22 protein-coding genes and 1 other RNA gene are annotated in these 26,275 nt (G+C 68.3%); 13 read left to right on the top strand and 10 right to left on the bottom strand.

The window, feature by feature from the left end; translation table 11 throughout:
• Window positions 1–247: 247 nt before the first annotated feature.
• Window positions 248–1,342: an SLC13 family permease gene (locus tag ABD297_RS22410; protein ID WP_344257353.1), complete on the bottom strand. Its 1,095-nt coding sequence runs from the start codon at window positions 1,340–1,342 to the stop codon at window positions 248–250.
• 4 nt (window positions 1,343–1,346) lie between these two features.
• On the bottom strand, window positions 1,347–2,096 hold the full coding sequence (locus tag ABD297_RS22405) for a YaaA family protein (protein WP_344257352.1): 750 nt from the start codon (window positions 2,094–2,096) through the stop codon (window positions 1,347–1,349).
• Between the two features lie 94 nt (window positions 2,097–2,190).
• Here ABD297_RS22405 and ABD297_RS22400 point away from each other — a divergent pair, with 94 nt between their 5' ends.
• The gene (locus tag ABD297_RS22400; protein WP_344257350.1) at window positions 2,191–3,627 is read left to right on the top strand and encodes an RNB domain-containing ribonuclease; all 1,437 of its coding nucleotides are present in this window, start codon (window positions 2,191–2,193) and stop codon (window positions 3,625–3,627) included.
• 99 nt (window positions 3,628–3,726) lie between these two features.
• Here the strand turns inward: ABD297_RS22400 and ABD297_RS22395 are convergent, their stop codons facing one another.
• Window positions 3,727–4,545, bottom strand: a complete 819-nt coding sequence (locus ABD297_RS22395; RefSeq protein ID WP_344257349.1) for a hypothetical protein — start codon at window positions 4,543–4,545, stop codon at window positions 3,727–3,729.
• A gap of 181 nt (window positions 4,546–4,726) precedes the next feature.
• On the opposite strand from ABD297_RS22395, the gene ABD297_RS22390 reads away from it, so the two are divergent.
• The 3 genes from ABD297_RS22390 to ABD297_RS22380 all read left to right on the top strand — a co-directional run bounded on the left by ABD297_RS22390 (window position 4,727) and on the right by ABD297_RS22380 (window position 7,598).
• Window positions 4,727–6,370 (top strand): peptide chain release factor 3, encoded by a 1,644-nt coding sequence (locus ABD297_RS22390; protein WP_344257348.1) that lies wholly within the window; start codon window positions 4,727–4,729, stop codon window positions 6,368–6,370.
• Window positions 6,371–6,373: 3 nt separating this feature from the next.
• Window positions 6,374–7,096, top strand: a complete 723-nt coding sequence (locus ABD297_RS22385) for a polyamine aminopropyltransferase (RefSeq protein WP_344257347.1) — start codon at window positions 6,374–6,376, stop codon at window positions 7,094–7,096.
• A 139-nt stretch (window positions 7,097–7,235) separates the two neighbouring features.
• Window positions 7,236–7,598, top strand: coding sequence for an STAS domain-containing protein (locus tag ABD297_RS22380; RefSeq protein ID WP_344257346.1), 363 nt, complete (start codon window positions 7,236–7,238; stop codon window positions 7,596–7,598).
• Between the two features lie 12 nt (window positions 7,599–7,610).
• On the opposite strand, the gene ABD297_RS22375 is transcribed toward ABD297_RS22380, so the two are convergent.
• Window positions 7,611–8,009, bottom strand: coding sequence for an ATP-binding protein (locus tag ABD297_RS22375; RefSeq protein ID WP_344257345.1), 399 nt, complete (start codon window positions 8,007–8,009; stop codon window positions 7,611–7,613).
• A 66-nt stretch (window positions 8,010–8,075) separates the two neighbouring features.
• Between ABD297_RS22375 and ABD297_RS22370 the strand changes: the two genes are divergently transcribed.
• Window positions 8,076–9,875 carry a GAF domain-containing SpoIIE family protein phosphatase gene (locus ABD297_RS22370; RefSeq protein WP_344257344.1) on the top strand — a complete coding sequence of 600 codons (1,800 nt, stop codon included), beginning with the start codon at window positions 8,076–8,078 and terminating at the stop codon, window positions 9,873–9,875.
• 119 nt (window positions 9,876–9,994) lie between these two features.
• On the opposite strand, the gene ABD297_RS22365 is transcribed toward ABD297_RS22370, so the two are convergent.
• On the bottom strand, window positions 9,995–11,254 hold the full coding sequence (locus tag ABD297_RS22365) for an IS256 family transposase (protein WP_344257343.1): 1,260 nt from the start codon (window positions 11,252–11,254) through the stop codon (window positions 9,995–9,997).
• Window positions 11,255–11,459: 205 nt separating this feature from the next.
• Between ABD297_RS22365 and rnpB the strand changes: the two genes are divergently transcribed.
• Window positions 11,460–11,855: RNase P RNA component class A (rnpB, locus tag ABD297_RS22360), an RNA gene on the top strand.
• 3 nt (window positions 11,856–11,858) lie between these two features.
• Here rnpB and ABD297_RS22355 read toward each other — a convergent pair.
• Window positions 11,859–12,977: a tyrosine-type recombinase/integrase gene (locus tag ABD297_RS22355; protein WP_344257342.1), complete on the bottom strand. Its 1,119-nt coding sequence runs from the start codon at window positions 12,975–12,977 to the stop codon at window positions 11,859–11,861.
• A 7-nt stretch (window positions 12,978–12,984) separates the two neighbouring features.
• The gene (locus tag ABD297_RS22350; protein WP_344257341.1) at window positions 12,985–13,224 is read right to left on the bottom strand and encodes a helix-turn-helix transcriptional regulator; all 240 of its coding nucleotides are present in this window, start codon (window positions 13,222–13,224) and stop codon (window positions 12,985–12,987) included.
• Between the two features lie 318 nt (window positions 13,225–13,542).
• Between ABD297_RS22350 and ABD297_RS22345 the strand changes: the two genes are divergently transcribed.
• Both ABD297_RS22345 and ABD297_RS22340 read left to right on the top strand, forming a co-directional pair.
• On the top strand, window positions 13,543–14,211 hold the full coding sequence (locus tag ABD297_RS22345; RefSeq protein WP_344257340.1) for an IS110 family transposase: 669 nt from the start codon (window positions 13,543–13,545) through the stop codon (window positions 14,209–14,211).
• Between the two features lie 128 nt (window positions 14,212–14,339).
• Window positions 14,340–15,185: a hypothetical protein gene (locus ABD297_RS22340; protein WP_344257339.1), complete on the top strand. Its 846-nt coding sequence runs from the start codon at window positions 14,340–14,342 to the stop codon at window positions 15,183–15,185.
• Between the two features lie 904 nt (window positions 15,186–16,089).
• Here the strand turns inward: ABD297_RS22340 and ABD297_RS22335 are convergent.
• Entirely contained in the window at window positions 16,090–16,881 is a 792-nt protein-coding gene (locus ABD297_RS22335; RefSeq protein ID WP_344257338.1) for a helix-turn-helix transcriptional regulator, read from the bottom strand.
• 724 nt (window positions 16,882–17,605) lie between these two features.
• Between ABD297_RS22335 and ABD297_RS22330 the strand changes: the two genes are divergently transcribed.
• The 5 genes from ABD297_RS22330 to ABD297_RS22310 all read left to right on the top strand — a co-directional run bounded on the left by ABD297_RS22330 (window position 17,606) and on the right by ABD297_RS22310 (window position 25,015).
• Window positions 17,606–18,088 (top strand): hypothetical protein, encoded by a 483-nt coding sequence (locus tag ABD297_RS22330; RefSeq protein WP_344257337.1) that lies wholly within the window; start codon window positions 17,606–17,608, stop codon window positions 18,086–18,088.
• On the top strand, window positions 18,085–20,823 hold the full coding sequence (locus ABD297_RS22325; RefSeq protein ID WP_344257336.1) for a hypothetical protein: 2,739 nt from the start codon (window positions 18,085–18,087) through the stop codon (window positions 20,821–20,823). The genes ABD297_RS22330 and ABD297_RS22325 overlap by 4 nt, the downstream gene beginning before the upstream one ends.
• A 1-nt stretch (window position 20,824) precedes the next feature.
• Window positions 20,825–22,144, top strand: coding sequence for a hypothetical protein (locus tag ABD297_RS22320; protein ID WP_344257335.1), 1,320 nt, complete (start codon window positions 20,825–20,827; stop codon window positions 22,142–22,144).
• A gap of 1,044 nt (window positions 22,145–23,188) precedes the next feature.
• Window positions 23,189–24,517 carry a hypothetical protein gene (locus ABD297_RS22315; RefSeq protein WP_344257334.1) on the top strand — a complete coding sequence of 443 codons (1,329 nt, stop codon included), beginning with the start codon at window positions 23,189–23,191 and terminating at the stop codon, window positions 24,515–24,517.
• Window positions 24,518–24,853: 336 nt separating this feature from the next.
• Window positions 24,854–25,015: a hypothetical protein gene (locus ABD297_RS22310; protein WP_344257333.1), complete on the top strand. Its 162-nt coding sequence runs from the start codon at window positions 24,854–24,856 to the stop codon at window positions 25,013–25,015.
• 13 nt (window positions 25,016–25,028) lie between these two features.
• Here ABD297_RS22310 and ABD297_RS22305 read toward each other — a convergent pair whose 3' ends face one another.
• Complete coding sequence (locus ABD297_RS22305; RefSeq protein ID WP_344257332.1) at window positions 25,029–25,316, bottom strand: hypothetical protein; 288 nt, start codon at window positions 25,314–25,316, stop codon at window positions 25,029–25,031.
• 50 nt (window positions 25,317–25,366) lie between these two features.
• Complete coding sequence (locus ABD297_RS22300) at window positions 25,367–25,612, bottom strand: hypothetical protein (protein WP_344257331.1); 246 nt, start codon at window positions 25,610–25,612, stop codon at window positions 25,367–25,369.
• Between the last annotated feature and the right edge of the window lie 663 nt (window positions 25,613–26,275).

Below are 26,275 nucleotides of genomic sequence, written 5' to 3'. Positions count from 1 at the left end.
GCCGTAGCCAAGCGAACTTCCATCGAGATCTCCCTGCCAGCCATGCAGCCCACCATGGACCGAGACCCGGCGAGTGTCAGGGATGTCCCTTCACAGGACTGACAGGGATGTCCCTTCAAAAGACACCAGCGACGTGGCGTGCGCGATCACCTCGAACCGGCCTGCGGTCGTCGCGGTTCGAGGTGATCGCGGCAACCACGTGGCGCGCGTGATCACCTCGAACGGGGGGAGCGGCAGGGGGGAATGGTCAGGCGGTGGTCACGGCGAGGACCAGGGTCGCCGCCCCCACGACGACGACCGCGCACAGGGCGCCCGTGCGGGCGATGCGCCCGGCGTCGACGGTCAGCCCTGCCGAGCGGCAGCGCGAGGCCCAGAGCAGCGTCGCGACCGAGCCCCACATCGTGATGATGGGGCCGGTGTTGACGCCGACGAGCAGGGCGGCGAGCCGCGCCGGTGAGTCCGTGACGGCCGGCTCGAGCGCGAGGTAGGCCGGCAGGTTGTTGATGCCGTTGGAGGCGAGCACCCCGAGGCCGCTGACCCGGAAGAGGTCGGCCATCGAGCCGCCGTGCCCGACGACGGTGCGCAGCCACGACTCGAGCCCGAGCCGCAGGGCGGCGTCGATGACGAGGAAGAGCACGCAGATCCCCATCACGGTCAGCCACGGCACCTTGATCCGCCGCAGCAGCTCGGGCGCGCGCCAGTAGGTCGCCGCGAGCAGCAGGCCCGCTGCGGGCAGGGAGGCCAGGGCCGGCTGGATGCCGACGACGAACGCCGGGGCCAGCACGACGCACACGCCGCCGGTGACCTGCATGAGCAGCCGGTCGTGGGGCTCGGCGGGTGGCGGCGTCTCGTAGCCGCCGCCGAGGTCGCGGCGGTGGAGCAGCCACAGGACGGCGACGGTGGCGAGGATCGCCGCGACCGCCGGGAGGGCCATCAGCCTGATGTAGCCGAGCGATCCGACGCCGAGCGCCGAGAACGGGTGCAGCGCCAGGAGGTTGGTGAGGTTCGAGACGGGCAGCAGGAGCGAGGCCGTGTTGGCCAGCCAGAGCGTCGTCATGGCGAAGGGCAGGGGAGGCGCACCCACCTGCCGGGCCACCACGATGGCCACCGGCGTCAGCAGGACCGCCGTCGTGTCGAGACTGAGCACGATGGTGCACGCCACCGCGAGGCCGACGATGAGCAGCCACAGCACGATCACCCGTCCGCGTGCCACGCGAGCCGCGTGGTGGGCCAGCACGTCGAAGAGACCGGAGAGGTCGCAGATCTCGGCCACGACGGTGATCGCGACGAGGAAGACGAGGATCGGCGCGACGCGCTCGACCAGTGCAGTGAGGTCGAACACCGGGTCAGGTCCTCGGGGTCGTGGCCAGCAGCCACGGTCGGCCCGCGCGCGGCGGGGGAGTGAGCGAGACGTCGAAGCGCTCCGAGAGCCGCTCGGCCAGCGCCTGCGGGGTGCGCGGCGCCTCGGCCTGCACGAGCTCGCGCGTCACGAGGCCACGGGTGTGCTTGGCCATGTGCGAGGCGCCGGGGACCGTGACGTGCACCCAGCGCTCGGCGCGCTCTCCGGTGGGACGCCACAGGCCGGCATACGTGCTCGACCGGCAGTCGACGACGAGCTCGCGCGGCTTCACGGCGGCGTCGAGCGCCGTCGGCAGCTCCTTGCGCCACTCGTGCGAGAGGTAGCCGACGCCCGGAAGGGTGCTGCAGACGTTGACGCGGTAGGCGGGCACCCGGTCACCGAGGCGCAGCGCGCCGAAGAGCGCCGAGACGACGACGACCCAGCGGTTCGCGCGCCGCTTGGCGGCCGCGTCGAGCGAGTCGACGTCGAGGGCCTGGTAGAGCACGCCGGTGTAGACGTGGGACGCGGTCGCCGTGGGGGCGGTCAGCAGCCGGGAGTTGCGCTCGATGTCCGCGACGAGGTTGGGGTTGACCTCGAGGACGCGCGCGGCGTCGGGCTCGCCGCTCACCCGGGCGACGGTCTCGAGGACCGACTCGCGCAGGGGCGTCAGCTCCGGGAAGGAGAGGGTGCCGAGGTCGAGCGAGCGCCCCCGCCGGGGGGCCGTCTTCCCCTCGGACGGCGGGAGCAGGATGAGCACGGGGGTCAGCCTAGGCAAACCGGTCGGTGATGTCGCATCTGTCCGCGTGTCGCGGCGGCCCTGCGGGCGGTGGTGCGGTGCGTAGGGTGGCGCCATGGCCCAGCGACACATCGTCTTCCGCCCGGCGACGCAGCCCGGCGACGTGGCACAGCAGCTCACCGCTCGCTTCGAGGCGGTGCGGCGGGAGTTCGAGGTGCCCGACGAGTTCCCGGCCGACGTGCTCGCCGAGGCCGCCGCCGCGGCAGGTGCCGCGAGCCTGCCCGAGCTCGACAAGACGGACATCCCCTTCATCACCATCGACCCGCCGAGCTCGATGGACCTCGACCAGGCGATGTCGATCGAGCGCGAGGGCGAGGGCTACCGGGTGCGCTACGCCATCGCCGACGTGCCGGCCTTCGTCCGGGCCGGTGGCGCCGTGGACGAGGAGGCCCGCCGTCGCGGCCAGACGGTCTACTGCCCCGACGAGCGCATCCAGCTGCACCCGACCGCGCTGAGCGAGGGCGCCGCGAGCCTGCTGCCCGACCAGGTGCGGCCGGCCTTCGTGTGGGACATCCGCCTCGCCGCCGACGGGGAGGGCACGGCGGTCGAGGTCCACCGGGCCATGGTGCGCAGCGTGCGCCGCTACGACTACGAGCAGGTGCAGAAGGAGGTCGACGCCGGCACGGCCGAGGAGTGCCTCGTGCTGCTCAAGGAGGTCGGCGAGAAGCGCATCCTGCTCGAGCGCAAGCGCGGCGGCGCCTCCCTGCCGATGCCGGAGCAGGAGGTCGAGGAGGACGACCAGGGCAGCTTCAGCATCTCGTTCCGCCCGCTCCTCGCGGCCGAGGACTGGAACGCGCAGATCTCGCTGCTGACGGGGATGGGCGCCGCCGACCTCATGCTCAAGGGGAAGGTGGGGGTCCTGCGCACGATGCCGCCACCGGAGCCGCGTGACCTCGCCCGCTTCCGCCGTCAGGCCGCGGCCGCCGGCGTCAGCTGGCCCGAGGGGCTGGCCTACGGCGAGTTCCTCCGCACGCTGGACCGCGCCGACCCGCGCCACCTGGCTCTCATCCACGAGGCGACCTCCCTCTTCCGCGGCGCGGGCTACACGCCCTTCGACGGGACGCTCCCGGAGCAGCCGCTGCACGCTGCGGTCGCCAACCCGTACGCCCACGTGACGGCGCCGCTGCGCCGGCTCGTCGACCGCTTCGGGCTCGTCGTGTGCGAGGCGCTCTCGGCCGGCCGCGACGTCCCCGAGTGGGTGCGCACGGCGCTGCCGACGCTGCCCGAGATCATGTCCACGTCGGACCGCCGCACCAACGGGGTCGAGCGGGCATGCACCGACGCCGTCGAGGCGGCCGAGCTGCACCCCCACGTGGGCGGCACGCTCGAGGCCGTCGTCGTCGACGAGAACAACAAGGGCGTCGTCGTCCAGCTCATCGAGCTCGCCGTCGTCGCCAAGGCGGCGGGCTCGGCGAAGGCGGGCGACACGGTGACGGTCCGCGTCGACGCGGCCGAGGTCTCGACGGGCACGATCACGCTGACCATCGTCTGATCCGTCGCCACCGCTGGCGTATGCCGTGTGCGGCCTCCCGAGACGGAGCTCGGGACGAGGGGCAGCTCGGGACGAGGGGCAGCTCGGGACGCGGGCCGGTCAGGGAGCGGTCGGGGTGGGAGCGGAGGTGCTCCCCGCAGGGGCCGTCGCGGTCCCCGAGCTGCCGCCGGTGGCTCCGGCGGGTGCGGTCGGTGTCCCGGTGGGGGCCGGCGTGGAGCCGGCGGTCGAGCCGGGGGCGGTCGTCGCGGTGGACGCCCCTCCTCCCGGCGTCGTGGCGGCCGGTGCCGTGGCCGCCGGGGTCGGCGTTCCGCTCGTCGACGTGCCCGACGGGACGGTGGTGCGGCTGTCCTGCTGCGCCTTCTCTGCGTGGGAGGCGACGGGGGAGTCCACGACTGTCCCCGGCGAGGTGCGACCGCCGAGGTTCGTCCCGGTGACCTGCGCGCCCGTCGTCAGCTGCACCCCGGTGAGGAAGGCGGCGGCGACGGCGAAGACGGCGGCGGTGGTCGCGAGGATCCGCCGGGTCGTCGCGCGGTCGGGACGGGTCCACCAGCGCTCGCGCGCGACTGCCACCTCGACGTCGGGAGCGCCGACCGCACGGGCAGCGCCGGCGCCGGTGATGCCGTCGGCCTCGCGGCGCGAGCGCACGAGCACGACGACGTCCCTCGCCCGTGCCATGGAGTTGGTGTAGAGGCTGGCCGCGGTGGCCGAGACCGCGCTGAGCACGGCCGCGCCGGCGATGGTCCCGACGACGCCGAGGCGTGAGCCGAGGGCGGCCGCCGTGGCAGCAGCCAAGGACCCGCCGACCAGCTGGGTCAGGGAGAGGTCGAGCAGCTTCGCTCTGGGGCGGGCCTCGGGCTCCGGCACGGGGGCGGTGCCGGGTCGGGAGTCGGGCAGGTCGTCGGTCAGCTGTTCGGTCATGTTCCTGAGGGGTCTGTCGCGATCGGGTTCTCCCCTGCACGACGAACGGGAACGCCGGATCGTTGACGCCGTGGCACCGGTGTGACTCGGCTCACGCCCAGCGGTGTAGGGCTGCCCGGAAGCGCCGATGCGGAAGTTCGGCGGCACCGGTGACAGACTCGGGGGCGATCACTGGAGGACCATGGACGCCATCGCACTGCCCGAACACGAGATCGCGGACCGCCGAGACCACGGCGGCGCGGAGCACAAGGGAGACAAGGGAGCCGTCGCCCACGAGGCGGCGCGCCGCCGCACCTTCGCCGTCATCTCGCACCCCGACGCCGGCAAGTCGACCCTGACCGAGGCGCTCGCCCTGCACGCGCGAGCCATCGGCGAGGCCGGCGCGGTCCACGGCAAGGGCAACCGCAGGGGCGTCGTCTCGGACTGGATGGAGATGGAGAAGGACCGCGGCATCTCGATCACCTCCGCCGTGCTCCAGTTCGCCTACGACGGCACCGTGGTCAACCTGCTCGACACCCCCGGCCACGCGGACTTCTCCGAGGACACCTACCGGGTGCTCGCCGCGGTCGATGCCGCCGTCATGCTCGTCGACGCGGCCAAGGGCATCGAGCCGCAGACCTTCAAGCTCTTCGAGGTGTGCCGTGCCCGCGGAGTGCCCGTCATCACCGTGGTCAACAAGTGGGACCGCCCGGGTCTCGACGCGCTCGCGATCATGGACGAGCTGACGACGCGCATCGACCTGCACCCGATGCCCCTGACCTGGCCGGTCGGCGTGGCCGGAGACTTCCACGGCGTGCTCGACTGCGCGACGGGGGAGTTCGTGCAGTTCACCCGCACGCCGGGCGGCGCCACCGAGGCGATCACGACCCGCATGAGCAGCGCGGAGGCCGAGCAGCTGCTCGGCTCGACGTGGACCGACGCGGTCGAGGAGTACGACCTGCTCCGCTCGTCGGGTCACGCCTACGACCACGAGCTCTTCCTCTCCGGCGCCGCCTCGCCGGTCCTGTTCGGCTCCGCCGTGCTCAACTTCGGGGTGCGGCAGCTGCTCGACACCCTCGTGGAGCTCGCTCCCGCACCCGGGGCCCGCCCCGACCGGTCCGGCGCGCCCCGCGAGGTGTCGGCGCCGTTCTCCGGGTTCGTCTTCAAGATCCAGGCGGGCATGGACCGCGCCCACCGTGACCGGCTCGCGTTCGTGCGGGTCTGCTCGGGGCGCTTCAGCCGGGGCATGGTCGTCACGCACGCCGACACCGGCCGGCCCTTCACGACGAAGTACGCACAGAGCGTCTTCGGCCGGGACCGCTCCACCGTCGAGGAGGCCTTCCCCGGCGACGTCATCGGCCTCGTCAACGCCAATGCCCTCCGCGTCGGCGACACGCTCTACGCCGACGAAAAGGTGGCGTTCCCGCGCATCCCGCTCTTCGCGCCGGAGCACTTCGCTGTCGCCCGGGCCGCCGTCACCGGCAAGCAGAAGCAGTTCCGGCGTGGCATCGAGCAGCTCGGCGAGGAGGGCGTCGTCCAGGTCCTGCACTCCGACCGTCGCGGTGCGCAGGCCCCGGTGCTCGCCGCCGTCGGGCCGATGCAGTTCGACGTCGCCCAGCACCGGATGGAGCACGAGTTCGGCTCGGCCATCCGGCTCGAGGCCCTCGGCTACTCCGTCGCCCGGGCTGTCGCGGCGGACGCCATCCCGATCGTCAACGCTCGTGCGGGCGCCGAGGTGCTGACGCGCGAGGACGGGCTCGACGTCGCGGTCTTCGCCGACAAGTGGCGCCTCGCCTCGGTCGAGCGCGACGTGCCAGCAGGCTCCTTCACGCCGATCTTCGGCTGAGCCGTGAGCCGGCGCTTCGAGGAGATCGACTGGCAGCAGACGCCGTGGGGCGAGATCAGCCTGCGCCGACGGCTCGAGCCGTCGCTGCTCGTCGACGTCCACGAGGTCAAGCTCGGCGAGGAGTTCCTCATGTCGAGCCTCTTCACGGTCGCCGAGGTCGAGCTGGCCCGGCTGGGGCTCGCCGCGGTCGAGGGCGCGCACCTCGACGTCGTCGTCGGCGGACTGGGGCTTGGCTACACGGCGGTCGCCGCGCTCGAGGACGAGCGGGTGCGCACGCTCACGGTGGTCGAGGCACTGGCCCCCGTCATCTCGTGGCACGAGCGGCAGCTGCTGCCCGAGACGGCCTCACTGACCCTCGACCCACGGACCACCCTCCTCGAGGGAGACTTCTTCGCCCTGGCCCGAGCCGGGCGGGGCTTCGGCTCCGCTCCCGCGCTGCTGCACGCGGTGCTGCTCGACATCGACCACACGCCGCACCACGTGCTGCACCCGAGCCACGCCGACCTCTACACCCACGACGGCCTCGTCGGGCTGGCCGCCCGGCTGCACCCCGGGGGCGTCTTCGCGCTCTGGTCCGACGACCCTCCGGAGCAGGCCTTCACGGAGCTGCTCGCCGATGTCTTCGCCGACGCGGCCGCGCACGAGGTGACCTTCGCCAACCCGCTCACCGGGGGCACGTCGTCCAACACGGTCTACGTCGCGAGGACGTCACCGGTCGGAGCGTGAGCGCGCGGTCGTCCGACCTGCGGCACACGGCATACGGCCCGGGTGGTCGTGCCGCCTCGAGGAGTCAGTGGGAACCCGTCCGCGCGCGGCGAGGACGGCCTAACGTGTCGGGTAGGAGTCGTCCGACCGGAGGGGTGCCATGAGCGTCGCGGTGTCGAGTGCTGGTTCGGTGACCACCGCCCGCCTGACGGGGGAGATCGACACCTACACCGTGCCCGACGTGCGCAGCGCCTTCGAGCGGCTGCCCGTCGTCGCGGGCGGGACGGTCGTCGTGGACCTGCGCGAGGTGACCTTCCTCGACTCCTCGGGTCTGGGCGCGATCATCGCGCTCTACCACCGTGCGGGAGCCGACGGCGCACGGCTGCAGCTCGTGTGCGGGGACGTGACGTCGCGCCTCGTGCAGCTGATGCACCTCGACCAGGTCATGGAGGTCGTCATCGATCCCGGCACGCCATCGGGGCACGCGTCGTCCCCGGAGCCCGAGCCGTCGAACCCCGCCTGAGGGCGCAGGAACTCAGGACGCCAGGCGGAGGTGCACACGGACCCGCGTCCGCGCGGGGCGCGCCTCGATGGTGAGGCTGTCACTGAGGCGCTGGGCGATCCACAGGCCGCGCCCGCTCGTCGCGTCGACGCCGGCGTCGCGCAGCAGGGGGACCGAGCCGGTGCCGTCCTCGTCCTCGATCGTGAAGACGAGTGAGTCGTCCGTCTCGTCGATGAGCAGCACCCCGTGGCCACCGCCGTGGACGATGCTGTTGACAGCCACCTCGTGCACCGCCAGCACCGCGTTGTCGGCGCGATCCGGCATGCGTTCGACGACGATCGTGCGCACCACCTCGCGCACACGGCGCAGGTCGTCCGGGCCGAACTCGACCCGGCCGAGCTCCCTCCCTGCGGCGACCGACGGACCTGTCACACGAGCATGCTCCCACTTCTGCGCCATCCGTGGGCGCTACGGCGCGTCGGCTGTCAGGATGACCCCATGAATGCGCCGTGGCAGAGCCCTGAGGCGAGCCGTGCCTCGGTCTCGCCCCGGCTCGCCGCCCTGGCGCGCATCGCCGCCCAGGTCGCGGCGGCCACGACCGTCGAGCAGCTGACCGAGACCATCACCGAGCAGGCCGCCACGGTGATGGGGGCCTCGCGGGCCGTGCTCGCGGTGCGGGAGGGGGACGACCGGCTACGCACCATCGCCACCCACGGCCTCAGTCCGTCCGAGGCGCGGCAGTGGGCCAACCTCGAGCTCACGGCGCAGTCTCCGCTCACGGAAGCCGTGCGCACCGGGCGGGTCGTCACGGTCGCGAGCCGCGAGGAGGTGCTGAAGCGCTACCCCGACCTCGACGACGGCACCGAGCGGTCCTCGGTGACCCTGCCCCTCATCTCGCGGACCGACGGCGCCCCGATCGGTGCCCTCGGCTTCCGCTTCGACCGTCGGGTCGGTCCCGTGGACCCCGAGGAGCTGTGGGTCCTGGGGGTGCTGAGCGACATGTGCGCCCAGACCATGCTGCGCCTGCGTGCCGAGGGGCAGAGCGCGTCGCGTGCCGCCCAGCTCGAGTTCCTTGCCGACGCATCCCAGGCGCTCGCGACCTCGCTCGACTACCGCCAGACCCTGAGGCAGGTCGCCTCCCTCGCCGTCCCGGCCCACGCCGACTGGTGCTCGGTCCAGATGGTCGACGACGGCGTCCTGCGCACGCTCGCGCTCGCCCACGTCGACCCCGACAAGGTGCAGCTCGCCCGCGAGCTCGAGACGCGCTGGCCCGCGGACTCCGACCGGCCCGGCGGGTCTGCCGAGGTGGCTCGCACCGGCCGCAGCATGCTCGTCGAGACCATCACCGACGACATGCTCGTCGCGACGGCGAAGGACGAGGAGCACCTGCGCGTGGCGCGAGAGCTCGGCCTGCGCAGCGCCATGTCGGTGCCGCTCACCGCGAAGGACCGTGTGCTCGGCGTGCTGACCTTCGTCGCTGCAGAGTCGGGCCGCCGCTACACGCAGCAGGACGTCGCCTTCGCCGAGGACCTCGGTCGGCGTGCCGGTCTCGCCATCGACAACGCCGACCTCTACTCCCAGACACGGCGCGTCGCGTCGGTGCTGCAGGCGACGCTCCTGCCGCAGGACCTGCCCGAGCTGCCCGGCTGGCAGCTCGGCACCGTCTACCGTCAAGCCGGCCGCACCGACGTCGGCGGGGACTACTACGACGTCAGCGGCCTCGACGACGGCCGGGTCATCGCCGTCCTCGGCGACGTCATGGGCCGCGGGGTCGACGCCGCGGTCTCGGGGTCGCTGATGCGCTCGGCCGCCAGGGTGCTCTCCACCCAGGACCCGGCGCCCGACGCGCTCGCCATGGCCATGGACCAGATGATGGCCATCGAGCCGCCGACCCAGATGGCCTCCTCGGTCTACGTCCTCTTCGACCCACGTCACGACGACGTCGCGCTCGTCGTGGCCGGACACCCACCGCCGTTGCTCGTCCATGAGGGCCGGTCCCGCTTCGTGACCGAGGACGGCTCGCCGGTGCACGGGCTCGGACCGGTGCCCCGGACGTCCGTGCAGCTCCCCTTCGGCCCCGGTGACCTGCTCCTGCTCTACACCGACGGGCTCGTCGAGCGCCGCGGCGAGAGCATCGACGTCGGGCTGCGCCGTCTGCAGGTCGCCGCCGACGAGCTGCTCGCCACCGTCGACGACGAGAGCGACCTCGACGAGGTCCTGGTCAAGCTCTCCGAGACGGTGTCCGACCCCGACCGCCAGGACGACGTCGCCGTGCTCGCCTTCCGCCGCGTGGTCTGATCCGGCTGATCCGGCGGCCTCCGACAACGCGGCACGCCGCTCGGGCAGGTGGCCTGTCGGGCTGCTCGGGTCAAGTCCGGATCGGTGGTGTACGACGGTGACCCGTCGAGGTCGAGCGGTTAGGCGCTGAGCGCGCCAGCGATCCGGTCGTTCGGTACCTCCTCGAACTCGTCGTCGGTGGTGCGGGCGGTCAGGACGGCGCGGGCGTTCTTGAGCGCCTCGAGGCCCAGGTAGCGGCGCTGTTCGGCCCACTCGTCGTGCTGCTCGGCCAGGACTGCGCCGACGAGGCGGATGACGGCCTCGCGGTTGGGAAAAATGCCGACGACGTCGGTGCGGCGTCGGATCTCGCGGTTGAGCCGCTCGTTCGGGTTGTTCGACCAGATCTGGCGCCAGATCTCCTTCGGGAAGACGGTGAAGGCGAGGATGTCGGCGCGAGCGAGCTCGAGGTGCTCGGCCACGGTCGGGAGCTTCTCGTACAGGCCTTCCAGGACACGGTCGAACTGGGCGTTGACGGCGTCGGCGTCGGGCTGGTCGTACACGGAGTGCAGCAGCGCCTTGGCCCAGCCCCACTGCGACTTTGGCGTCACGGCCATCAGGTTTGCCGCGTAGTGGGTGCGGCACCGCTGCCACGAGGCGGCCGGCAACGTGGCCCCGATCGCCTCGACGAGCCCGGCGTGCGCATCAGAGGTCACCAGCGCGACATCGGTGAGGCCGCGGGCGGTCAGGTCCCGGAAGAAGCCGAGCCACCCGGCGCTCGATTCGGTTGTGGCGGTGTGGATCCCGAGGACCTCCCGGTAGCCGTCCGCGTTCACTCCGGTCGCGACCATGACCGCGACCTTGACGACCCGGCCAGCCTCGCGGACCTTCATCGTCAACGCGTCGGCCGCGACGAACGTGTACGGCCCGTCCGTGAGGGGACGAGTGCGGAACGCGGCGACCTGCTCGTCCAGGTCGCGGGCCATGACCGACACCTGCGACTTGGACAGTCCGGTGATCCCCAGGGTGCGCACGAGCTTGTCCATCCGGCGGGTGCTGACCCCGAGCAAGTAGCAGGTCGCGACCACCGTCGTCAGGGCTGCCTCGGCGCGGCGGTGCCGCTGCAGGAGCCAGTCCGGGAAGAACGTCCCTTCGCGGACCTTGGGGATTGCGATGTCGATAGTGCCGGCGCGGGTGTCGAGGTCGCGGTGCCGGTAGCCGTTGCGGCTGTTGACCCTGTCTGCTGAGCGGGTCCCGTAGCCGGCGCCGCAAACACTGTCGGCTTGCGCCGACAACAACGCGTTGATGAACGTGCCGATCAGTTCCCGCATGAGGTCGGGGCTGGCCTGGGCGAGCTGCTCGTGCAAGAAGACCGAAGGGTCGATACTGGGGGTCGCGGTCATCGCGATGCTCCATTCGAGGGTGCTGTGAGAGGTTCACTCGAAAGGATCACGCGGTGGCCGCACCTGCATCCAGCAGGCACACGTCACCGGTGTCGTCGTACACCAACGCTATGGACTCAACTGCTGCTCGGTCCCTGGCCGTCCCGGGACGGCACCGGGCACGCGGACGAAGCACCCGGCATACGCCCCTATGCTGGTGCGTGGATGAGTCGGCCAGACGGTCGCGTCAGGGCCTCGGCCCTGCCGAGGAACGTCCGGGCTCCACAGGGCAGGGTGGTGGCCAACAGCCACCCGGGGTGACCCGCGGGACAGTGCCACAGAGAACAGACCGCCGGCCGCTTCGGCAGCCGGTAAGGGTGAAACGGTGGTGTAAGAGACCACCAGCGCTCCAGGTGACTGGAGCGGCTCGGTAAACCCCACCCGGAGCAAGTCCAGACAGCGTGTGCACGACGCCCTCGGGCGTCGGGGAGACCGGCCCGGTCGAGCACGCGGGTAGGACGCTAGAGCCGGTCAGCAATGGCCGGCCCAGATGGATGGCCGTCGCCGCGCCACCGGCAACGGGGACGCGGAACAGAACCCGGCGTATCGGCCGACTCATCCACTTTCAGGCCTCTGACCTGCGGTGATGTGTTTCGGGAGCCCCGTTAGTCCGCAAATAGTCCGCAAAATTTCGGAGGACTCCATCGACGGCGGCCCTCGTACGCTCGTCGTTGTCGGGCCAGAGGTGGCTGTAGGTGTCGAGGGTCTCGCTCGCGCTGGCGTGGCCCAGACGGGCCTGGACGGTCTTGACGGACTCGCCGTGTCGGATGAGCAGCGAGGCGTAGTAGTGGCGTAGCTCGTGGAACCGGATGACCGGCACGCCGGCCCGCTTGAGCGCGCGGTTCCACTCCGTCCAAAAGGCTGATCGGCGCAGGGGGGCACCGACGTTGTTCGTGAAGACCAGCGTGGGGGAGGGGTAGGTGCGCAAGTGCTGTCGAAGGGCGTCGACGACCACCTCGGGTAGGGGAACGATGCGCACGCTGGCCTGGGACTTCGGCGGCCCGAAGAACGGCTCGCGGCCGTTGACGTTGATGAGCTGTCGGTTGACGAGGACGGTCCGGCGCTCGAGGTCGAGCCGGTCAACGGTGAGGCCAAAGATCTCGCCTTGCCGCAGACCGGTGCCGGCGGCCAGGATCACGAGCGCCCGGTGCCGCCGGGGCATCTGCCCGACGATGGCCGCGAGCTGGTCCTCGGTGATGGGTTGAACCTTGGGCTTGGTGACCTTGGGCAGCTTGGTGCCAGTGCACGGGTTGGACATGATGCGCCGGTCGGTGACAGCGGCTTTGAGGATGCCCGACAGGATGCGGTGGGCGACGCCCACCGTGGAGGGAGCCAGGGTGAGGCTCAGCTGCTTGACCCACCTCTGGACGTCGGAGGGCTGGATCGCTGCCAGGCGCATGGTGCCCAGGTGGGGGTCGATGTAGCGACGCACCACGCCCTCCATTTGGTCAGCGGTTGTCGGGCGGTGAACCTGGCGGCTGAGCCACTCCTGTGCATAGTCGCTCAACGTGAGGCGGCCTGCCTGGGGGTCGACATAGCGGCCCTCGCGCAGGGACTGGGTGGTCTCGGCGAGCCAGCGCTGGGCGTCGACCTTGCGCGCGAACTGCTTGGTGCGCTCGCGGCCCGACGTGTCGCGGTAGCGGGCGCGCCACTTCCCGTCCGGCCGCCTTGCGACGTTGCCCATCGGCCGGCTAGCGCTGGTCGGCGTACTGCGCGGCCACCCAGGCGTCCACGTCATCAGCTCTATAGAGCACGCGGCGGGGGCCCATCTTGAAGCTGCGCGGTCCGATGCCGACGTGCCGCCAGTAGCGGAGCGTCGCCTCAGGAACCCTGATCATCTCAGCGACCTCGGCGGAGTTCAGGAGCCGGCCCACCTCGCTGGCCAGCGTTGTTGAGGTGCCGGGCCAACGGGCGCTGTCCAAGGCTGTCATCAGATCTCCCTCCTGTTCATCCCTGCTACAAGGAGGCGGGGGCACCTTCGTCCGTGACACACAGCTCGCACAGCAGTTGCCTCTTCGCGGCTACTAGACGATTGTCGGTAGGACCGGTGTCTGGCCAGACTCGGTCCAGGTGATCGGCGGGCAGCTCTCTATGCGACTGCCCACCAGCGTCACCGGTGTGGCTCTCTATCGGTCTGCGGCCCGCCGGTCACCGTGACGAGGCGTGGCTCAAGAAGGGACTGCCCTGCTCGTCGTAGCACTGCCCACCTCGCCGTCCACGTCGGCACGAGCGCAGGTGGGAGCACGAGTATGGAGGGCATCATCATGGGGGTCGATCCCCACGAGCTGTCGGCCACGATCGAGGTCGTCGACGAGTACGAGCGCCGGCTCGGTCACGGCCGGTTCACCACCGACAAGGCGGGCTACGCCGCGATGCTGACGTACGCCAAGGCATGGTCGGCGCGGACCTGGGCGGTCGAGGGCGCGAACGGAGTCGGTCGTCCGCTCGCGCAGCGCCTGCTCGAGGCCGGCGAGGACGTCGTCGACGTCCCGGCGAAGCTCGCCGCTCGAGTCCGGCTGTTCGACACCGGTCACAACCGCAAGACCGATGCCTATGACGCGCACTCGATCCACATCGCTGCGATCTCCCAGATCCGCCTGGACACCGACGGCCGGGCCTACTACCGACGCAAGCGCGCCGAGGGGAATCCGCCCCTGGAGGCCATCCGGTGTCTGAAGCGCAGGATCTCCGACGCCATCTATCGCCAGCTCGTCGTCGACGCCGCAGCCACCGACGCCACGGCGGGCGAAGCAATAGACGCGAGTCCGGGAGGGCACTACGGGGCGTCTCAGTTATCCAGCGCGGCCGGCTCGAACCCGTTCACCAGCGCTTCGGATCAGCCACTTCCCGGACCCGCATCAACGACGCTACGCCGCAAGCACGTCACGCGGAAGACCCACCTCGACGCACCGTGTTGACAACAGAAGGGAGCCGGTAAGGCAGCTGACTCGTGAGGGCTCTGTCCCGGCGTCGTGTCACCCGATCGCTTTGGCGAGAAACCGCGAAACTAGAGACGCTGAGGTCCCGACATCTCTAGCGTGGCTTCATGGCCACGGCGGTTCATGAGTCTGATGTTGTGGTGCTGGCGGGTACGTTGCTGGGTCTCGCGGCTCCGCGGGACTCCGGAGCCGCGTACCGTCGTGGCACCCAGCTTTATGCCTTGCTTGAGTCGGATGACTTCTCGGAGTTGACGATTGATGTGTCGGGAGCCTCGAGTCGCCTGCGGTCGACCCTTTCGGCTCTGGACGCCGTCCAGTTGGCCTTCGATGCGGCGGCTGCCGCGGTGGCCTATCGGATCAGGTTTGCCGGCGACTACCAAGAGCGTGATGGCGACCCGGACGAGAGCGTGGTCCGCGACCGCCTCAGGGATCTTGTGTCCGAGGCGGGGTGGGAGCTGGAGGTCCTTGAACTTCGTGCCGGCTCCTTCAAGGCCAAGCTCAAGGCCATCAAGAAGGATGAACGGACGCCATCTCGGCTGTTGTCGATCGCTGTCCTGGCGGCCGCAGTCGTGAGCGTCATCTTTCCGCCGGTCACGGCTGCTGCAGGCGTGGTAGTCGCCGTTGGCGGGGTAGGTGTCGCCTTCGCTGCCAAGCCGGGAGAGCGTGCAAAAACTGCGAAAGAGGTGCTCTCGGAGGAACTCGAGTCACGTCAAGCGGCTACCAAGGAGGCGGCCGGACCCGTGGGCGATGCTCGGGTGGTACAACTTCGTCAAACACATGACGAGGCCCGGTCGCACCAACTCGAAGCAGACTTCGATGAACTGGGTGCGGGCCTAAGTCGAGTAGGTGACGAGGGCGTGAAGTCCGTTGATCACGCCTCGGCCTCGGAAGCGATAGAGGAAGTGACGTTTACCCTTGCGAAGGGCTCGACCCCAGATGGTGGTTCTGCGTAGTAACGCTCGTGGGCGGCACCCGCACGTCGTGCACGTCAAACTTGGGAGGCGCCTGTCGCTCGTCAATCGCCTCCATCTCGCGGGCGTTCGCGGATGGCCGTGCGACTGGGGCCGCGACTACGCGGCGCTGTGACGCAACTGAAAACGGGGCGGACCGCGTCATGTGAGTGCAGTGTCCGTCGCGCAGGAGCTCTCTTCGCGAGCGCCTCGAAATTTCGCCCCTTGCGATCCTGCTGGCGTCTTTGCTGACGGGAGGCTAGGTACTCGGTTGCGGGCGCACGACGAGTTCCTGGTTCCCTTTGGTGCAGGCCGTGACTGTGTTGGTGTCTTCTGAGCTGGCGGCTGTCGGGCTCAGGCAGAACCAACCTTCGACGTCATAAGCCTTCGTGTTGCCGTGCTTGCCGTCGTCAGGAAGCGCTAGGTATGCCCTCAGGATCTCAAGGGCGGGCGCGCACGTGAGACCACTCTTGCTTAGGTCGACAGGGAATGCCTCGTTAGTCGTTGGGTAGCCGCTGATTGTGCACGCCTTCGAGGCACTAGCTGACGGGCCAGGGCTTTCCGAGGGCGTTGAGGAGCAGCCAGCGGCGAGCAACCCCGCGAGCAATGCGGCAGCGAAACCCCAGCGGTCCATACGTTCACCGTACGGGCAAGGAAAGGCGCACACCAGAGGTGTCAGTGGTGACCGCTTGCGGAGACGCCGCTTGATGTGGCCAGACACGCGTCAGCCCATCGGTAGCTCTGACCTTTGGTCGCGTCTTCGCGGCGAAGTGTCGCTGTCCTCTGCGTGCGGGTCGGACTTGCCGTCCGTGCCACGCGTTGCGGGTAGCCCTTGAGTCGGCGACGATTCAGGTTGGAGCATGGTTGCTAACCAAGAAAGGTGTGTCGAAGTACAGCTGGAAGTGCCTTAGCCGACGGGGTCGGTGCTGACTCCGCGTCGATCCAGTGCGATCATCAAGCGGTCGTGCCGACCGAGTTTGTCGTAGGCGTGTTCTACGTGCTTGCTGACGGTGCGCGGTGAAATGCCCAGTCGGCGGCCGATGGCGCCCGCGGTGAAACCGCGGCTGAGTAAGTCGATCACCTGCCGTTCCCGAGGCGTCAGACTCATCCATGCCCGGTCTTTGCCATGAGCCGGCTGCTCTCGTGTGAAATCGGGGTGGCCGTTGACGCCGGAGGGCTGCCAGACGCGCGCGCGCGGCGGGCCCGCAGGCGCATAGGCCCGATCGAGTGCCAGCAGGATGGGCAGAATCTGGGCGGCAACATCGCGTTCCGCTGCGGTGAAGTCCCGGCCGTCTCGCGCGAGCACCCATCCCCGTCCGCGACCGGCAGCCTCCACACTGACGATCATCGAGAGCTGATGCGGGCCGAGCAATTGCTTCGACAGATCGAGCGCCCTGTCGTCAGCTGGTTCGCGCGCTCGACCGATGTCGGCCAGACGTCGCGGAGTAAGGTCGGTCGGTTCAGCCAGATAGGACTGGATGGCGGGATGTTCGAACATCCCCGCCATAGCCGTTTCGATTGACGTATCTGCGCCCTGAGCGCTGAGGCGCCAGACATCGAAGGACCCGACCGCGAAGTCAGTGCTCATCCAGAAGACGTCCTCGCAGGCCACGATCCTCTGAATGACCAACGCAGCGGCCAGGAGGTACTCTTGGGCCGCCTCCGCGTCAGCCAGGCTCCGCGCGATGTCGAGCAGCACTGCATTCGAAAGCATCCGACGCCACCCCCGGTGATGAGTCGTCCCCTACGCCTTCGCCATCGGAGCCACCGACCGTGTGGCTTGGATGACGTTCCCAGTGTCCTCCCGTTGTGCGAACCATGGGGCGATTCGGGCGCTATGAGAGCGCCCAGCCCGATTTGCCCAGCTTGGCCCTCCAGCAGCCCTCGCTCGAGAAGCCCTTCCTCCTCCCGCTGTCCCCGCTGCATACGCACATATGCGTATAGCGGTACCCGAACCTACGTTCTTACCGTTTGCCCCATGGGGCCGTGCGCCCAAACCGCGCCGGGTTCGAGAAACAAAGGTCGAGGTAAGAACGTGAGTCCTCCTGGCCCTAGAGGGTCGTTCGACGACAAGGCAGTCACCGGGTTAGCCGTCCAGCTCGAGCCGTTGGTGTGCGCCCCGGTCGCGCTAGCGCAGCACCCGGAGCGCTGCGACGCCGGCCTCGGCACCGCGGTAGGCCGCGACCGAGGTGGCAGTCGCGGCAGCAGCCGCCTACGGCGCGTTCCTGCCGGAAGAGACCCTGATGGCCCTCGAACTCGCGGCGGGCGCCCTCGCGTAAAGCGTCTCGGATCGCCCATGCAGGCTCCACCACCAATGTGAGCAGGAGAACCCCCGCGTACAACCGAGCGTTTGCCGGCCCGGCGAACGCTCCCATCGGCAGGACTCACGACCGGTGAGTCCGTGAGAGCAAGGGTGCCAAGGAATGTCCGACCAGCCAAACAGCCCAGCTTCACCTCCCGACCCCTCCGACCCGCCCAGCGGATGGCAGACCAGCGAGTTCTGGGCAACCGTCGCCACCAACGTCGTCAGCCTCGCAGTCGCCGCCGCAGCACTGCTGGGGAAGACGCTCGACCAGAGCGCGCTAACCGCGCTCATCCCATCCTTCGCAGTGCTGGCCTCGGCAATAGCAACCGCCTTCTACGCCCACTCGCGCTCAACCCTCAAGGTCGCCAGCGCCGGCGAGTACACGAAACGGCTCGCCGACTACAACGCTTCACTGGCAGCAGCTCCTAGGAGATCAGTGCAGCCGCAGCACTCATCCGTGGGCGCCGCACCTGAGGTGGACCTGACCGGGACCGGCGCCATGATGTGGGCGCTGGTGCCCATGCCTGCCGGGTCGATTCCCTCTCCGGGCGTGAACGGCGTGAACCGGCCCGTGGCAGTTATTCGGGAGAACCAGCCATGATCGCCGATCAGAACAAGACCGTTGTGCGCGACGGTGCCCCGTCCCAGAACGGCGCGAACGGCACAAACCTCACGGCTGGCCAGAGTTTTGCCCTGTCGGCATCCGCGAGCGTGACCGACCCACCCCCAGTGACGCAGATGGACCAGAACGGCGTCCCGAACGTCATCAGCTACCAGATGCCGGTCGCGTACACCCTTACCGGGCGCAACTATCTTGACCTCGGCCTAAGCGACGACGACTTCGTCCCCGTAAGCCTCGACGCGGGCAGCGGTGGCGCAGGGATGCGGACAGTAGGCAGTGGCTCCAAGCCGGGCTCAGAACGTGGCACGGGCTCCGACTCCATCCGATCTGGGGCAATCGTGAGCGGTGCGCGAAGGAACGAGACCGCCGGGCTTCGTGCAGACGTCGTCGCGGAAGGTTCCGAGCCGGACCCACGCAATGCGTTGGTCGTCCCCGACAGCATCGTGCTGGGTACCCCTCCCGCGGCCGGCGACACATCACCCGGGCCAGTCATCGTGCTGCATCCGTTCCAGCTGTCCGACGACCTGGCCGCGCTGACCTGGGAACAGGTGCGGGCCGCTCAGCAAGCCGGTCGATGCATCCTCGTCTACCGCTCCGGCGGCGGCCGATGGCACTACCGGGTCGTGACACCGCCCCCGCTCCCTGTCGTCCCCCAGTCCGCCGTCGGCGGCGCCGGCCATCTGCAGGGACGGCTCCGGGCCGCGGCCGCAGTCCCTGGTCGAGCAGACGTGAAAAGCCTGGAGGGCCGGTCCGTGACTCGCCTTGCACCCGAGGCGCGGCCGGAGCCGGACCCCGGCGGCGACGACGGCCCGCCTGAGGTCTCGCCGTACGTCACTGTTCTCATCGTGTCCCCGGACCGCAGGACGCCAAGCCAGAACGCCCCGAGCGGAGGCGTGGACCTGAGCGTCACCGGGCGGGTAGGTGGGCGCCTGGTGACGAACAAGTGCGCCTACCTGTCGGTCAATGGCGGAGGTGAGAGCAAGCTCGACGTTGCACGCGACGGAACGTGGGAAGGTGTCGTCTCTATCACCGCGACCGGCGTGTATCACCTGGCCGTGCGAGCCACCGCCGACTCCAGCGACGGCGTGCTGGAAGCCTCTGACGGATTCGACTACACAGTCACTCTCGACCTCCCACCGGCTCCCCCAGCCGCACCCTCCATCATCATCACCACCCCGGATACGACGCACACGGTCATCGCCCCTTCCGGGCAGGCCGTCGTGACTATTGCCGGCACCGTCAACGCCAACGGAGGCTCCCCCGTCGCGGGCGTCAGCGTCGCCGTCGACGGCGACCAGGCAGGTGCCGTCGCGGTCGAGATCCCCGACGGACGCGCCGACTGGTCAACCGATGCGGTATTAGGCAAGGGGCGGCACAACATCGTGGTCACCGGAACCAATATGGACGGCGTTCCCGCGCCGGCCGCAAGCGCAACGGTTACGGTTTCGCAGGAGCAGAAGTTCCAGCGCATCGAACGACGGCTGTTCCTTGCCGAGACGCTCGCACTCAGCTCGTACCTCACTGCTGTCGGCGCGGGCCGGCTCGTCAAGGTCTTCAGCCTGATGGCCGGGGAGGAAGCTCTCTTCAAGGTCAACACCTATTCCAAGGACGCACAGACGTCCAAGAACGCCTCGAGCATCCTCGACTCGAGCTCGACCGAGGCCTCGGCCGACTTCGAGGACACAGTGGCCGCCGAGCAGAGCTCTAAACGGAACAGCTCGACCGAGGTGGACCTGAAGCTGGACGCAAGCGTGAACGCCAACTGGGGCTGGGGCAGCGCCAACATCCACGGCAGCGCCGGTAGGAAGGCGAACTCGGCGCGCGAGGACACCACCAAAGATGTGCGGACAGCCGTCGCCAAACACGCCGAGAAGGCAGCCAGCAACCGCTCAGTGACCGTGAACACCGAGTTCACCACCCAAGTCGAGGCCGGCAAGACCGAGGACACGACACGCACGTTGAAGAACATCAATGTCGGACGCGTCCTGAACTACACGTTCCGGCAGGTCACCCAAGAGGTCCTCGTCACGCTGTCGCTGGTCGGGTTTGCCCTGGTGGACCGGACCGTCGACGTCCTGCTCAACGACGACGGCACCCAGCAGCGGGACGAGCAAAGCAATCTCGTCATCCGAACCACCGTGACGGAGATGGGGCTCAGCGAGCTCTACCGCTTCGCCACGCAGAACCTCACGGCTGAGCATCAACCGGACTTCCTGTTAGGACTTCGCGACATCCTCACCACCATCCCGGACTATGAAGGGGCACTGCAGTCCGCAGTCGAGGAGTTCACCCCGACCGTTGATGGGACCCCCCGCCCGGACCTCACCTTCCTGCGCGTACCACCGGGACTCCATCAGGACGTCACGACGACCGCCGGTGCCACCGTGCACGTGCCAGGCATCGTCCTGTCCACGGACGTGCACTACATGCCGGTGGACGCACTGATGGTCGATGCCGTCCTCGGCGGCGGGAACGCGCTGGACTCCTACAGTCGTGCGCTTCAGGAGGTCACGATCGCGGAACGCCAAGCGGCCGTGACCGCCCGGTCCACGGCCGTTGCACGGGAGCAGCTCGCTCAGCAGATCATCGCCGACAAGGACCGCGACGCCGCCGCGGTTTGGCAGATGCTCTACCCGCAACCGCTGAACGTGCCCGCCACCATCAACGTCCCGGCCGCCGCGACGAGCGAGACCGCCGCCAGCTCCGGGGTTTGACGTGGGCAACGTTGACGATCCGCTCGGCGTGGAAGAGGCGATATGCCCTGTGACTGCCGCCCCCAGCTCGCCCACAGATGTCAGCCCCGCCGACGTCGTGGCCGGACAGTTGGACCTGGCCAGACTGACCGGAAACTTTCTGCCCCCACCCGAGACCCAGAAAGGACCCGGTGCCACCGTGGTCTCTGGCGGAGGCAACGCCCCCATCACCAGTCGTGACTACGAAGGACGGGGCAGCAACCAGTGGTTCGGGTACCTCGGTGAGCAGGATCTAGCCTTCTGGTACGGCGCCCAAGGTTGGGATGTGCTCCTAGGGCCATCAGGGGCGGGCGGCAAAAGCAGTAACGCGCAGGGCCTGGACCTGCTGGCCTGGAAGCCACAAACCAAAGAGCTCGACATCCCGGACAACAAGTCGAAGGTTGCCCCAGGCCTGGTGAGCAGTGCAACCGCAATCAACGAGAACCTCGAGAAGAGCCTTCGCTCAGCCCGCGATCCCGTCCAGACCTCCGCACACCCCGACCGGGTCGAGATCGCCGAGCGTCTGGACGCCGCGAGCGACGCCGTCAAGGACCCCGCGAACAACCGCTGGCCCGACAAGACCAGGCTCACGATCACCAACGCGGGAGGCTACGCCACCGGGGAGTCTCCGAGCCTCCGCAAGGACTTCGCCAAGCGCCACGCAGGGCTCACGACTGCCGACGGACAACAAGTACGAATCGGCTTCGACAACGTTCAACCTCCCGCGACGACCACCGCCGCGGCCGCAGGTGCACGGGCAGTAACCTCTCGGGCACAGCCAGCCAATGTCTCCCCCGAGTCCTACCTATCCGCCCCCATGGACGCGATCCGAGAACCCTTTGAAGGGATGTCACGGATTCCGCCCCCCACCCGAACCGAGATCGCTGAGGGAGCGCTCGCCGCGGCACCGGTGCTCCTCGACTGGACCGAACAGTTCCTCACATGGTTGCTCCCGAGGTTAGGTGTCAAGGACGCCGTGCACCACGCGCTCGACCGCACGGTGCGCAACCAAGTCGGCCCGTACCTGCGGCAACACCCCGACTTGGGGGCACTCCTCGTCGTGCACCAGCACGTGCACTATCAGGGTTCCGGGATCGACGCGCGTCCGAACTGGACGGTCGAGTCGGTGGTTCCTACATACGGCAGCACCGCGTCCGAGGCCTATCAAAACCATGTGGGAGGCCAGATGTGGGAGGCGCCGCACGATGTGAACTCTGGGGCAGCCGACTGGTACTACTGGCTGAAAGGAGGAACTTTCAGTTCCTACAACCCCCACAACGACATGGAGTACTCGGACCCCTAGGTTCCGTGACCGGGGCGGACCGCCGTTCGCGTGGTCGACTGATCCGCCGGTTCTGGCACGCCTCCGTGTCCTATGCGCGTTGGAAGCGCGCGCAGGCAGCCTTCGGGCTAGGCCGGCTACGTCACCACGCACGACGGGAACGGAGTGTCCATGGTGCACCAGCGGCTGCACTCGAGCCTGATCCGGAGGGCTCAGGAAGGGCCCATCCGAACCTTTCAGACGACTCGTCTAGCAGCCAGCATGCGCCGGACCCACAGTGGGCGGCTGGCGGCGGAAGGACACCGCCGCTTCGCGGCGAAAGGACGCACCTCGGCGGCGCCGCTGAACGCCCGGCTGGCGGCAGATCGGGACGCCATTCCGCCGAGTCACTGCGCACTGACGAGTCCCACGACCAGTCCGTGAGCCTCTCTGTGCTGGCAATGCTTGACGGCCAGTGACGTGAGGTGTCGTCGCAGTCGGCGCTCCGGGGAGCAGCCGCTTAAGGGCAGTAGCGCGTAACGCCGGTGGCGGTCTCCAGTCCAGTTCGAGTCCCCTTGCCGATGTCAGATACGTCCTGTTCCGCCGCCCCGGCACCCATTCAAGGGCAGCTGCCGGCACCACCAACTACATAGAACGAGCACTTCAGAAGTGTCTCCTTGCGTACAGACGCCGGCACTTGGAGGGGGGACGGTGGAGGTGAGCACCGTGGCTCAGCTCGGCACCCTATCCAGGAGAAGTCATGGCTAGAACGTCAACAGGCGCACGCATCCTTCTTAACGTGCTCGCCACTCTGATCGCAGCAACTGCGTCAAGTTGCAGGAACGACCCCGCACCGGTCCTCGTCGTCGGAAGGGGCGCATTGGTTCCAGTTGCGGGATCGACGGGCGGTGCCTTGTGACTGGACACAGAGCATGTTGCATCTTGCTCGTCGGGGCGCTGGCGCTACTAGGCAGCGGTTGTTCCGGGGGCAAGAGTGCCGAGGCACCTTCTGCCCAATCGCCCAACACCCCGGTGATGCCCAGACTCCAACTACCGCAAGCTCTGCCATCTGGCAGAGATGAGCAGGTGGCTGAATCAATCATGCTCTCCTGGGCCAAAAGTCAACAGGAGAGTGAAGCCGCCCTCGGGCGCGCCGCGCTCATGTTAGGGATGCAGGTTCAGCGCGGCGACGAGTTGTTGAAGGATGAGGACTCTGCCCTCGGGCCCCCTATACCGGGTTGGGAAGTGCAGATGATTGCCAGCCCGAGGCTTTCGCATGTCGAAGTCAAATTAAACGACCTGATGAATTCAGTTGCTGAACTGATTCCTAATGCGGAGCCGCGCTATCTCGCTTCGTGGCTTCTAGAGGATCTCGAATATGGCTCAGAATCGGACTCAGCGGCGGGGCTCCTACTGAGGGACAGAACTGGAGCCGGACTCAACGAAGCAGATGACTATGCGCTATCCCTTCCGCAGGCATGGCTCTTGCTAAATCGCCTCGGGCGCGAGTTGGCTACTTATCACGATCAGTTTGTAGCCCCGTCCTCATATACGGGTGTGCATTCAATCGATGTTATGCGAGCAGCGGATATTACGACCGACCCCTGCCGTTTTACGGATACTGACAAGCCATATGTGGACGTGAGCGCCCGATTGCAGCGCGAGTTCTTTTCAGGGGTGCTTAGATACTTGAAGGAGGTGCAAGGTGTGGAAGCTGCTGGCACTCTCAAGAGCGGGGTTAGTATGGCGAACAAGGTTATGGGTCTGGCAGATGCGTTAATGTCTTGGGTGGCCATTCAGGGAACTCTGGACGTGTCAGAGCCAATCACTCGAACCTCTAGCAGCGACTCCACTGGAAGCGACAGTGTCCTGACATTCTCTCTTGCAATGAAGTTCCCATTTGGACCAGCGGGATTAGGGTGTCTGAAGAACGCCTTTTCGGCCGCAGGTCTCCAGGTGCCGAACATTCCGGCGTCGCAACCCGCAGCGGGCGTCCCATTAGAGTGGCAGGGACTGCAGGGATTCCCACTAAAGGAGCGCCAATCTTGGTACGTTCAATTCATGGGGACTCAATACGGCACCACGGCGAAAACGGATGCGCAAGGCTTGGCCACGCGTGGGATTCAGGGCCACCGAGGCGGGTGCTTTGGGGACGGGCCGACTTTCACTCGCAGTGCCCTTGTCAAGGTTTGGTACCCTCCTCAAAAGCCGTGGACGAAAGCGTACGAAATCGGACTTGGTCTGAATACCTTTACGCTAGCCATTCGCTCCCTAACCTCGATAAAATCGCTAAACGTTTCGCTGCGAGTGCCGGTCATAGACCAGAAGGATCATTGTCCCCATGAGGAGGAATCAGGGGGAGGAGGTCCGTGCATTGACTACAGGGACTGCTCGGGCCTTGCCACCAAGCCCTGAATGCCGAGAGGCTGCAGCGCCTGGAGTCCTCCCGGCTCGGAGGGGGTGACCTTGAAATCGACTGAAGGGTCGAGATCCTCGACAGCCCGTACCGGGACGCGGCTGTTTCGGCTCAGTTGCCGGTGCGCGCCCATACCCGGCTACGTCCTTGTCGAGGTCCTCAAACAGCCGTTGGAATAACCGCGTCTGTGGAGCGTTCTTGAGCGTGTGCTCGGCTGTGCCGTCGGCGTCGAGCACGTCTTTGGCCAAGTTGCGCCAGACGTCGAGATCAAGTGGGGCACCCACGCTGCGGGTGAGGAACGAGCCGAGTGGACCACGGGCGAGACCCGCACCTCGATGATGGTGCTGATCTCTGGGCGCTTCCTGCAGCGGCTGCCGGATCGGGAGGTCGAGCTGAGCCGGCAAGGCGACTACGTGATGTGGGGCCCCGGCGTCGTCCATGCGTGGCGCGCCATCGAGGACTCCGTGATGATGACGGTGCGCTGGCCGTCCGTCTGATGCCGCCGATGGCTCAGCTGTCTACTTGCGAGCTCGGGCCATCGCTGCTCTGGTCAGCTCGCCGGAGGTCACGACGCAGCGTTGTCTCGTCGACGCCGAGCAGCAGCGCGGCGCGGGCGGCGCCCGATGTGCGGACGAGAGTCCGCTGCGCCTCGAGCAGCTTGGCGTCGGCGGCAGCAAGACGGTCGCGGGCGCTGGTACAGCCCTTGTCGGCCGTCTCGACCTTGCGCAGCGCCTCGGCCTCTGCCCGCTGAGCTTCGAGCAGGCGCTGCCGGGCTCCGGCATCTACGGGGTGTCGCATGGGAGTGCCTCCGTTTCGGTTCCTCGGTGTCAGTCCACGGGCCGACGGGGTCACCGTTGGCGTGACGCGGTCGGCGTCAGCAGCGTGGCTGGAAGCCACTGCTGCACGACCGCGGCGTCGGTCTCGATGACGTACGTGACGAGTGCCCACCAGCCGTCGTCGCGGCGCGACCACTCGACGATCAGCCCGGGGTGGGGTTCTCGGGACGACTCGGGCCCGGTGACCCAGCAGTGCCGGCGCGCCGGCGGCGGCAGCGGGATGGGGTGGTCATGCCCTCGTCCCGAACCGCCAGCCATGCACTTAGTGTCGCGCACGCTTCGAACAAGCGTTCGATCACCCTGTGGGTCAGGGAACGGCGTGGGAAAGCCGGCGCTCGTACAGGGGGAACGAGCGCCGGCACACTCACTATACGACCGGGACGCTCGCCAGCCTCGGGTTGCCCACAGCGGTCCAGTTCAGGATGCCCGCAGCCTGGGTATCGGCAAGGTTGCCCTGATGGCCGCCGAGGAACGGTCTGAGTGTGCTCCTACATTGCGAAGGACCCGTTGTACGAGCAGTCGGCGGCATGGATGTTCAGTCGGGCGTTAGCGTGGGACGCGAGAACCGCAGGGCGGTGCGGGACGTGACACTCCTCACCTCACCCGGAGGTTCTCCTCGTCGTCAACCGGCACCTGTCAGCAACGTCCTGACCGAATACACCCAGGCCTCACTGGCAACGCCCCTCGGACCGAGCGGTTCGCTGTTAGGGCTCTCGTGGACTCACCGACCCGTCCTGTTCACGCCGCCTGCGTAGCGTCACGGCCTGACAGGGCTTCCCCGACCCGAGAGACTCCTGTCAACGGCGGCTGAAACTGGACCCCTCCGCGACGGGTGAAAATGGACCCCTTTCCTTTCTGGTCATCTCAGTCCTCGGCTCCCAGGGGTGTGGGGACGCGGCCGAGGTCGCGGTTCTTGAGTCG

It is taken from the genome of Terrabacter carboxydivorans (assembly GCF_039532035.1).
Classification (GTDB): Bacteria; Actinomycetota; Actinomycetes; order Actinomycetales; family Dermatophilaceae; genus Terrabacter; species Terrabacter carboxydivorans.
Note: the sequence above shows the minus strand (reverse complement) of the source record. Positions and strands in the feature narration are given on the sequence as shown.

What these genes read in the sequence shown, in the direction of transcription:
- ABD297_RS22300 (WP_344257331.1), bottom strand. Translation starts at nt 25,612, where the DNA reads ATGGCTGGCGGTTCGGGACGAGGGCATGACCACCCCATCCCGCTGCCG.
- ABD297_RS22370 (WP_344257344.1), top strand. Translation starts at nt 8,076, where the DNA reads ATGAATGCGCCGTGGCAGAGCCCTGAGGCGAGCCGTGCCTCGGTCTCG.
- ABD297_RS22390 (WP_344257348.1), top strand. Translation starts at nt 4,727, where the DNA reads ATGGACGCCATCGCACTGCCCGAACACGAGATCGCGGACCGCCGAGAC.
- ABD297_RS22365 (WP_344257343.1), bottom strand. Translation starts at nt 11,254, where the DNA reads ATGACCGCGACCCCCAGTATCGACCCTTCGGTCTTCTTGCACGAGCAG.
- ABD297_RS22345 (WP_344257340.1), top strand. Translation starts at nt 13,543, where the DNA reads ATGGAGGGCATCATCATGGGGGTCGATCCCCACGAGCTGTCGGCCACG.
- ABD297_RS22400 (WP_344257350.1), top strand. Translation starts at nt 2,191, where the DNA reads ATGGCCCAGCGACACATCGTCTTCCGCCCGGCGACGCAGCCCGGCGAC.
- ABD297_RS22340 (WP_344257339.1), top strand. Translation starts at nt 14,340, where the DNA reads ATGGCCACGGCGGTTCATGAGTCTGATGTTGTGGTGCTGGCGGGTACG.
- ABD297_RS22380 (WP_344257346.1), top strand. Translation starts at nt 7,236, where the DNA reads ATGAGCGTCGCGGTGTCGAGTGCTGGTTCGGTGACCACCGCCCGCCTG.
- ABD297_RS22350 (WP_344257341.1), bottom strand. Translation starts at nt 13,224, where the DNA reads ATGACAGCCTTGGACAGCGCCCGTTGGCCCGGCACCTCAACAACGCTG.
- ABD297_RS22330 (WP_344257337.1), top strand. Translation starts at nt 17,606, where the DNA reads ATGTCCGACCAGCCAAACAGCCCAGCTTCACCTCCCGACCCCTCCGAC.
- ABD297_RS22305 (WP_344257332.1), bottom strand. Translation starts at nt 25,316, where the DNA reads ATGCGACACCCCGTAGATGCCGGAGCCCGGCAGCGCCTGCTCGAAGCT.
- ABD297_RS22355 (WP_344257342.1), bottom strand. Translation starts at nt 12,977, where the DNA reads ATGGGCAACGTCGCAAGGCGGCCGGACGGGAAGTGGCGCGCCCGCTAC.
- ABD297_RS22325 (WP_344257336.1), top strand. Translation starts at nt 18,085, where the DNA reads ATGATCGCCGATCAGAACAAGACCGTTGTGCGCGACGGTGCCCCGTCC.
- ABD297_RS22310 (WP_344257333.1), top strand. Translation starts at nt 24,854, where the DNA reads ATGATGGTGCTGATCTCTGGGCGCTTCCTGCAGCGGCTGCCGGATCGG.
- ABD297_RS22395 (WP_344257349.1), bottom strand. Translation starts at nt 4,545, where the DNA reads ATGACCGAACAGCTGACCGACGACCTGCCCGACTCCCGACCCGGCACC.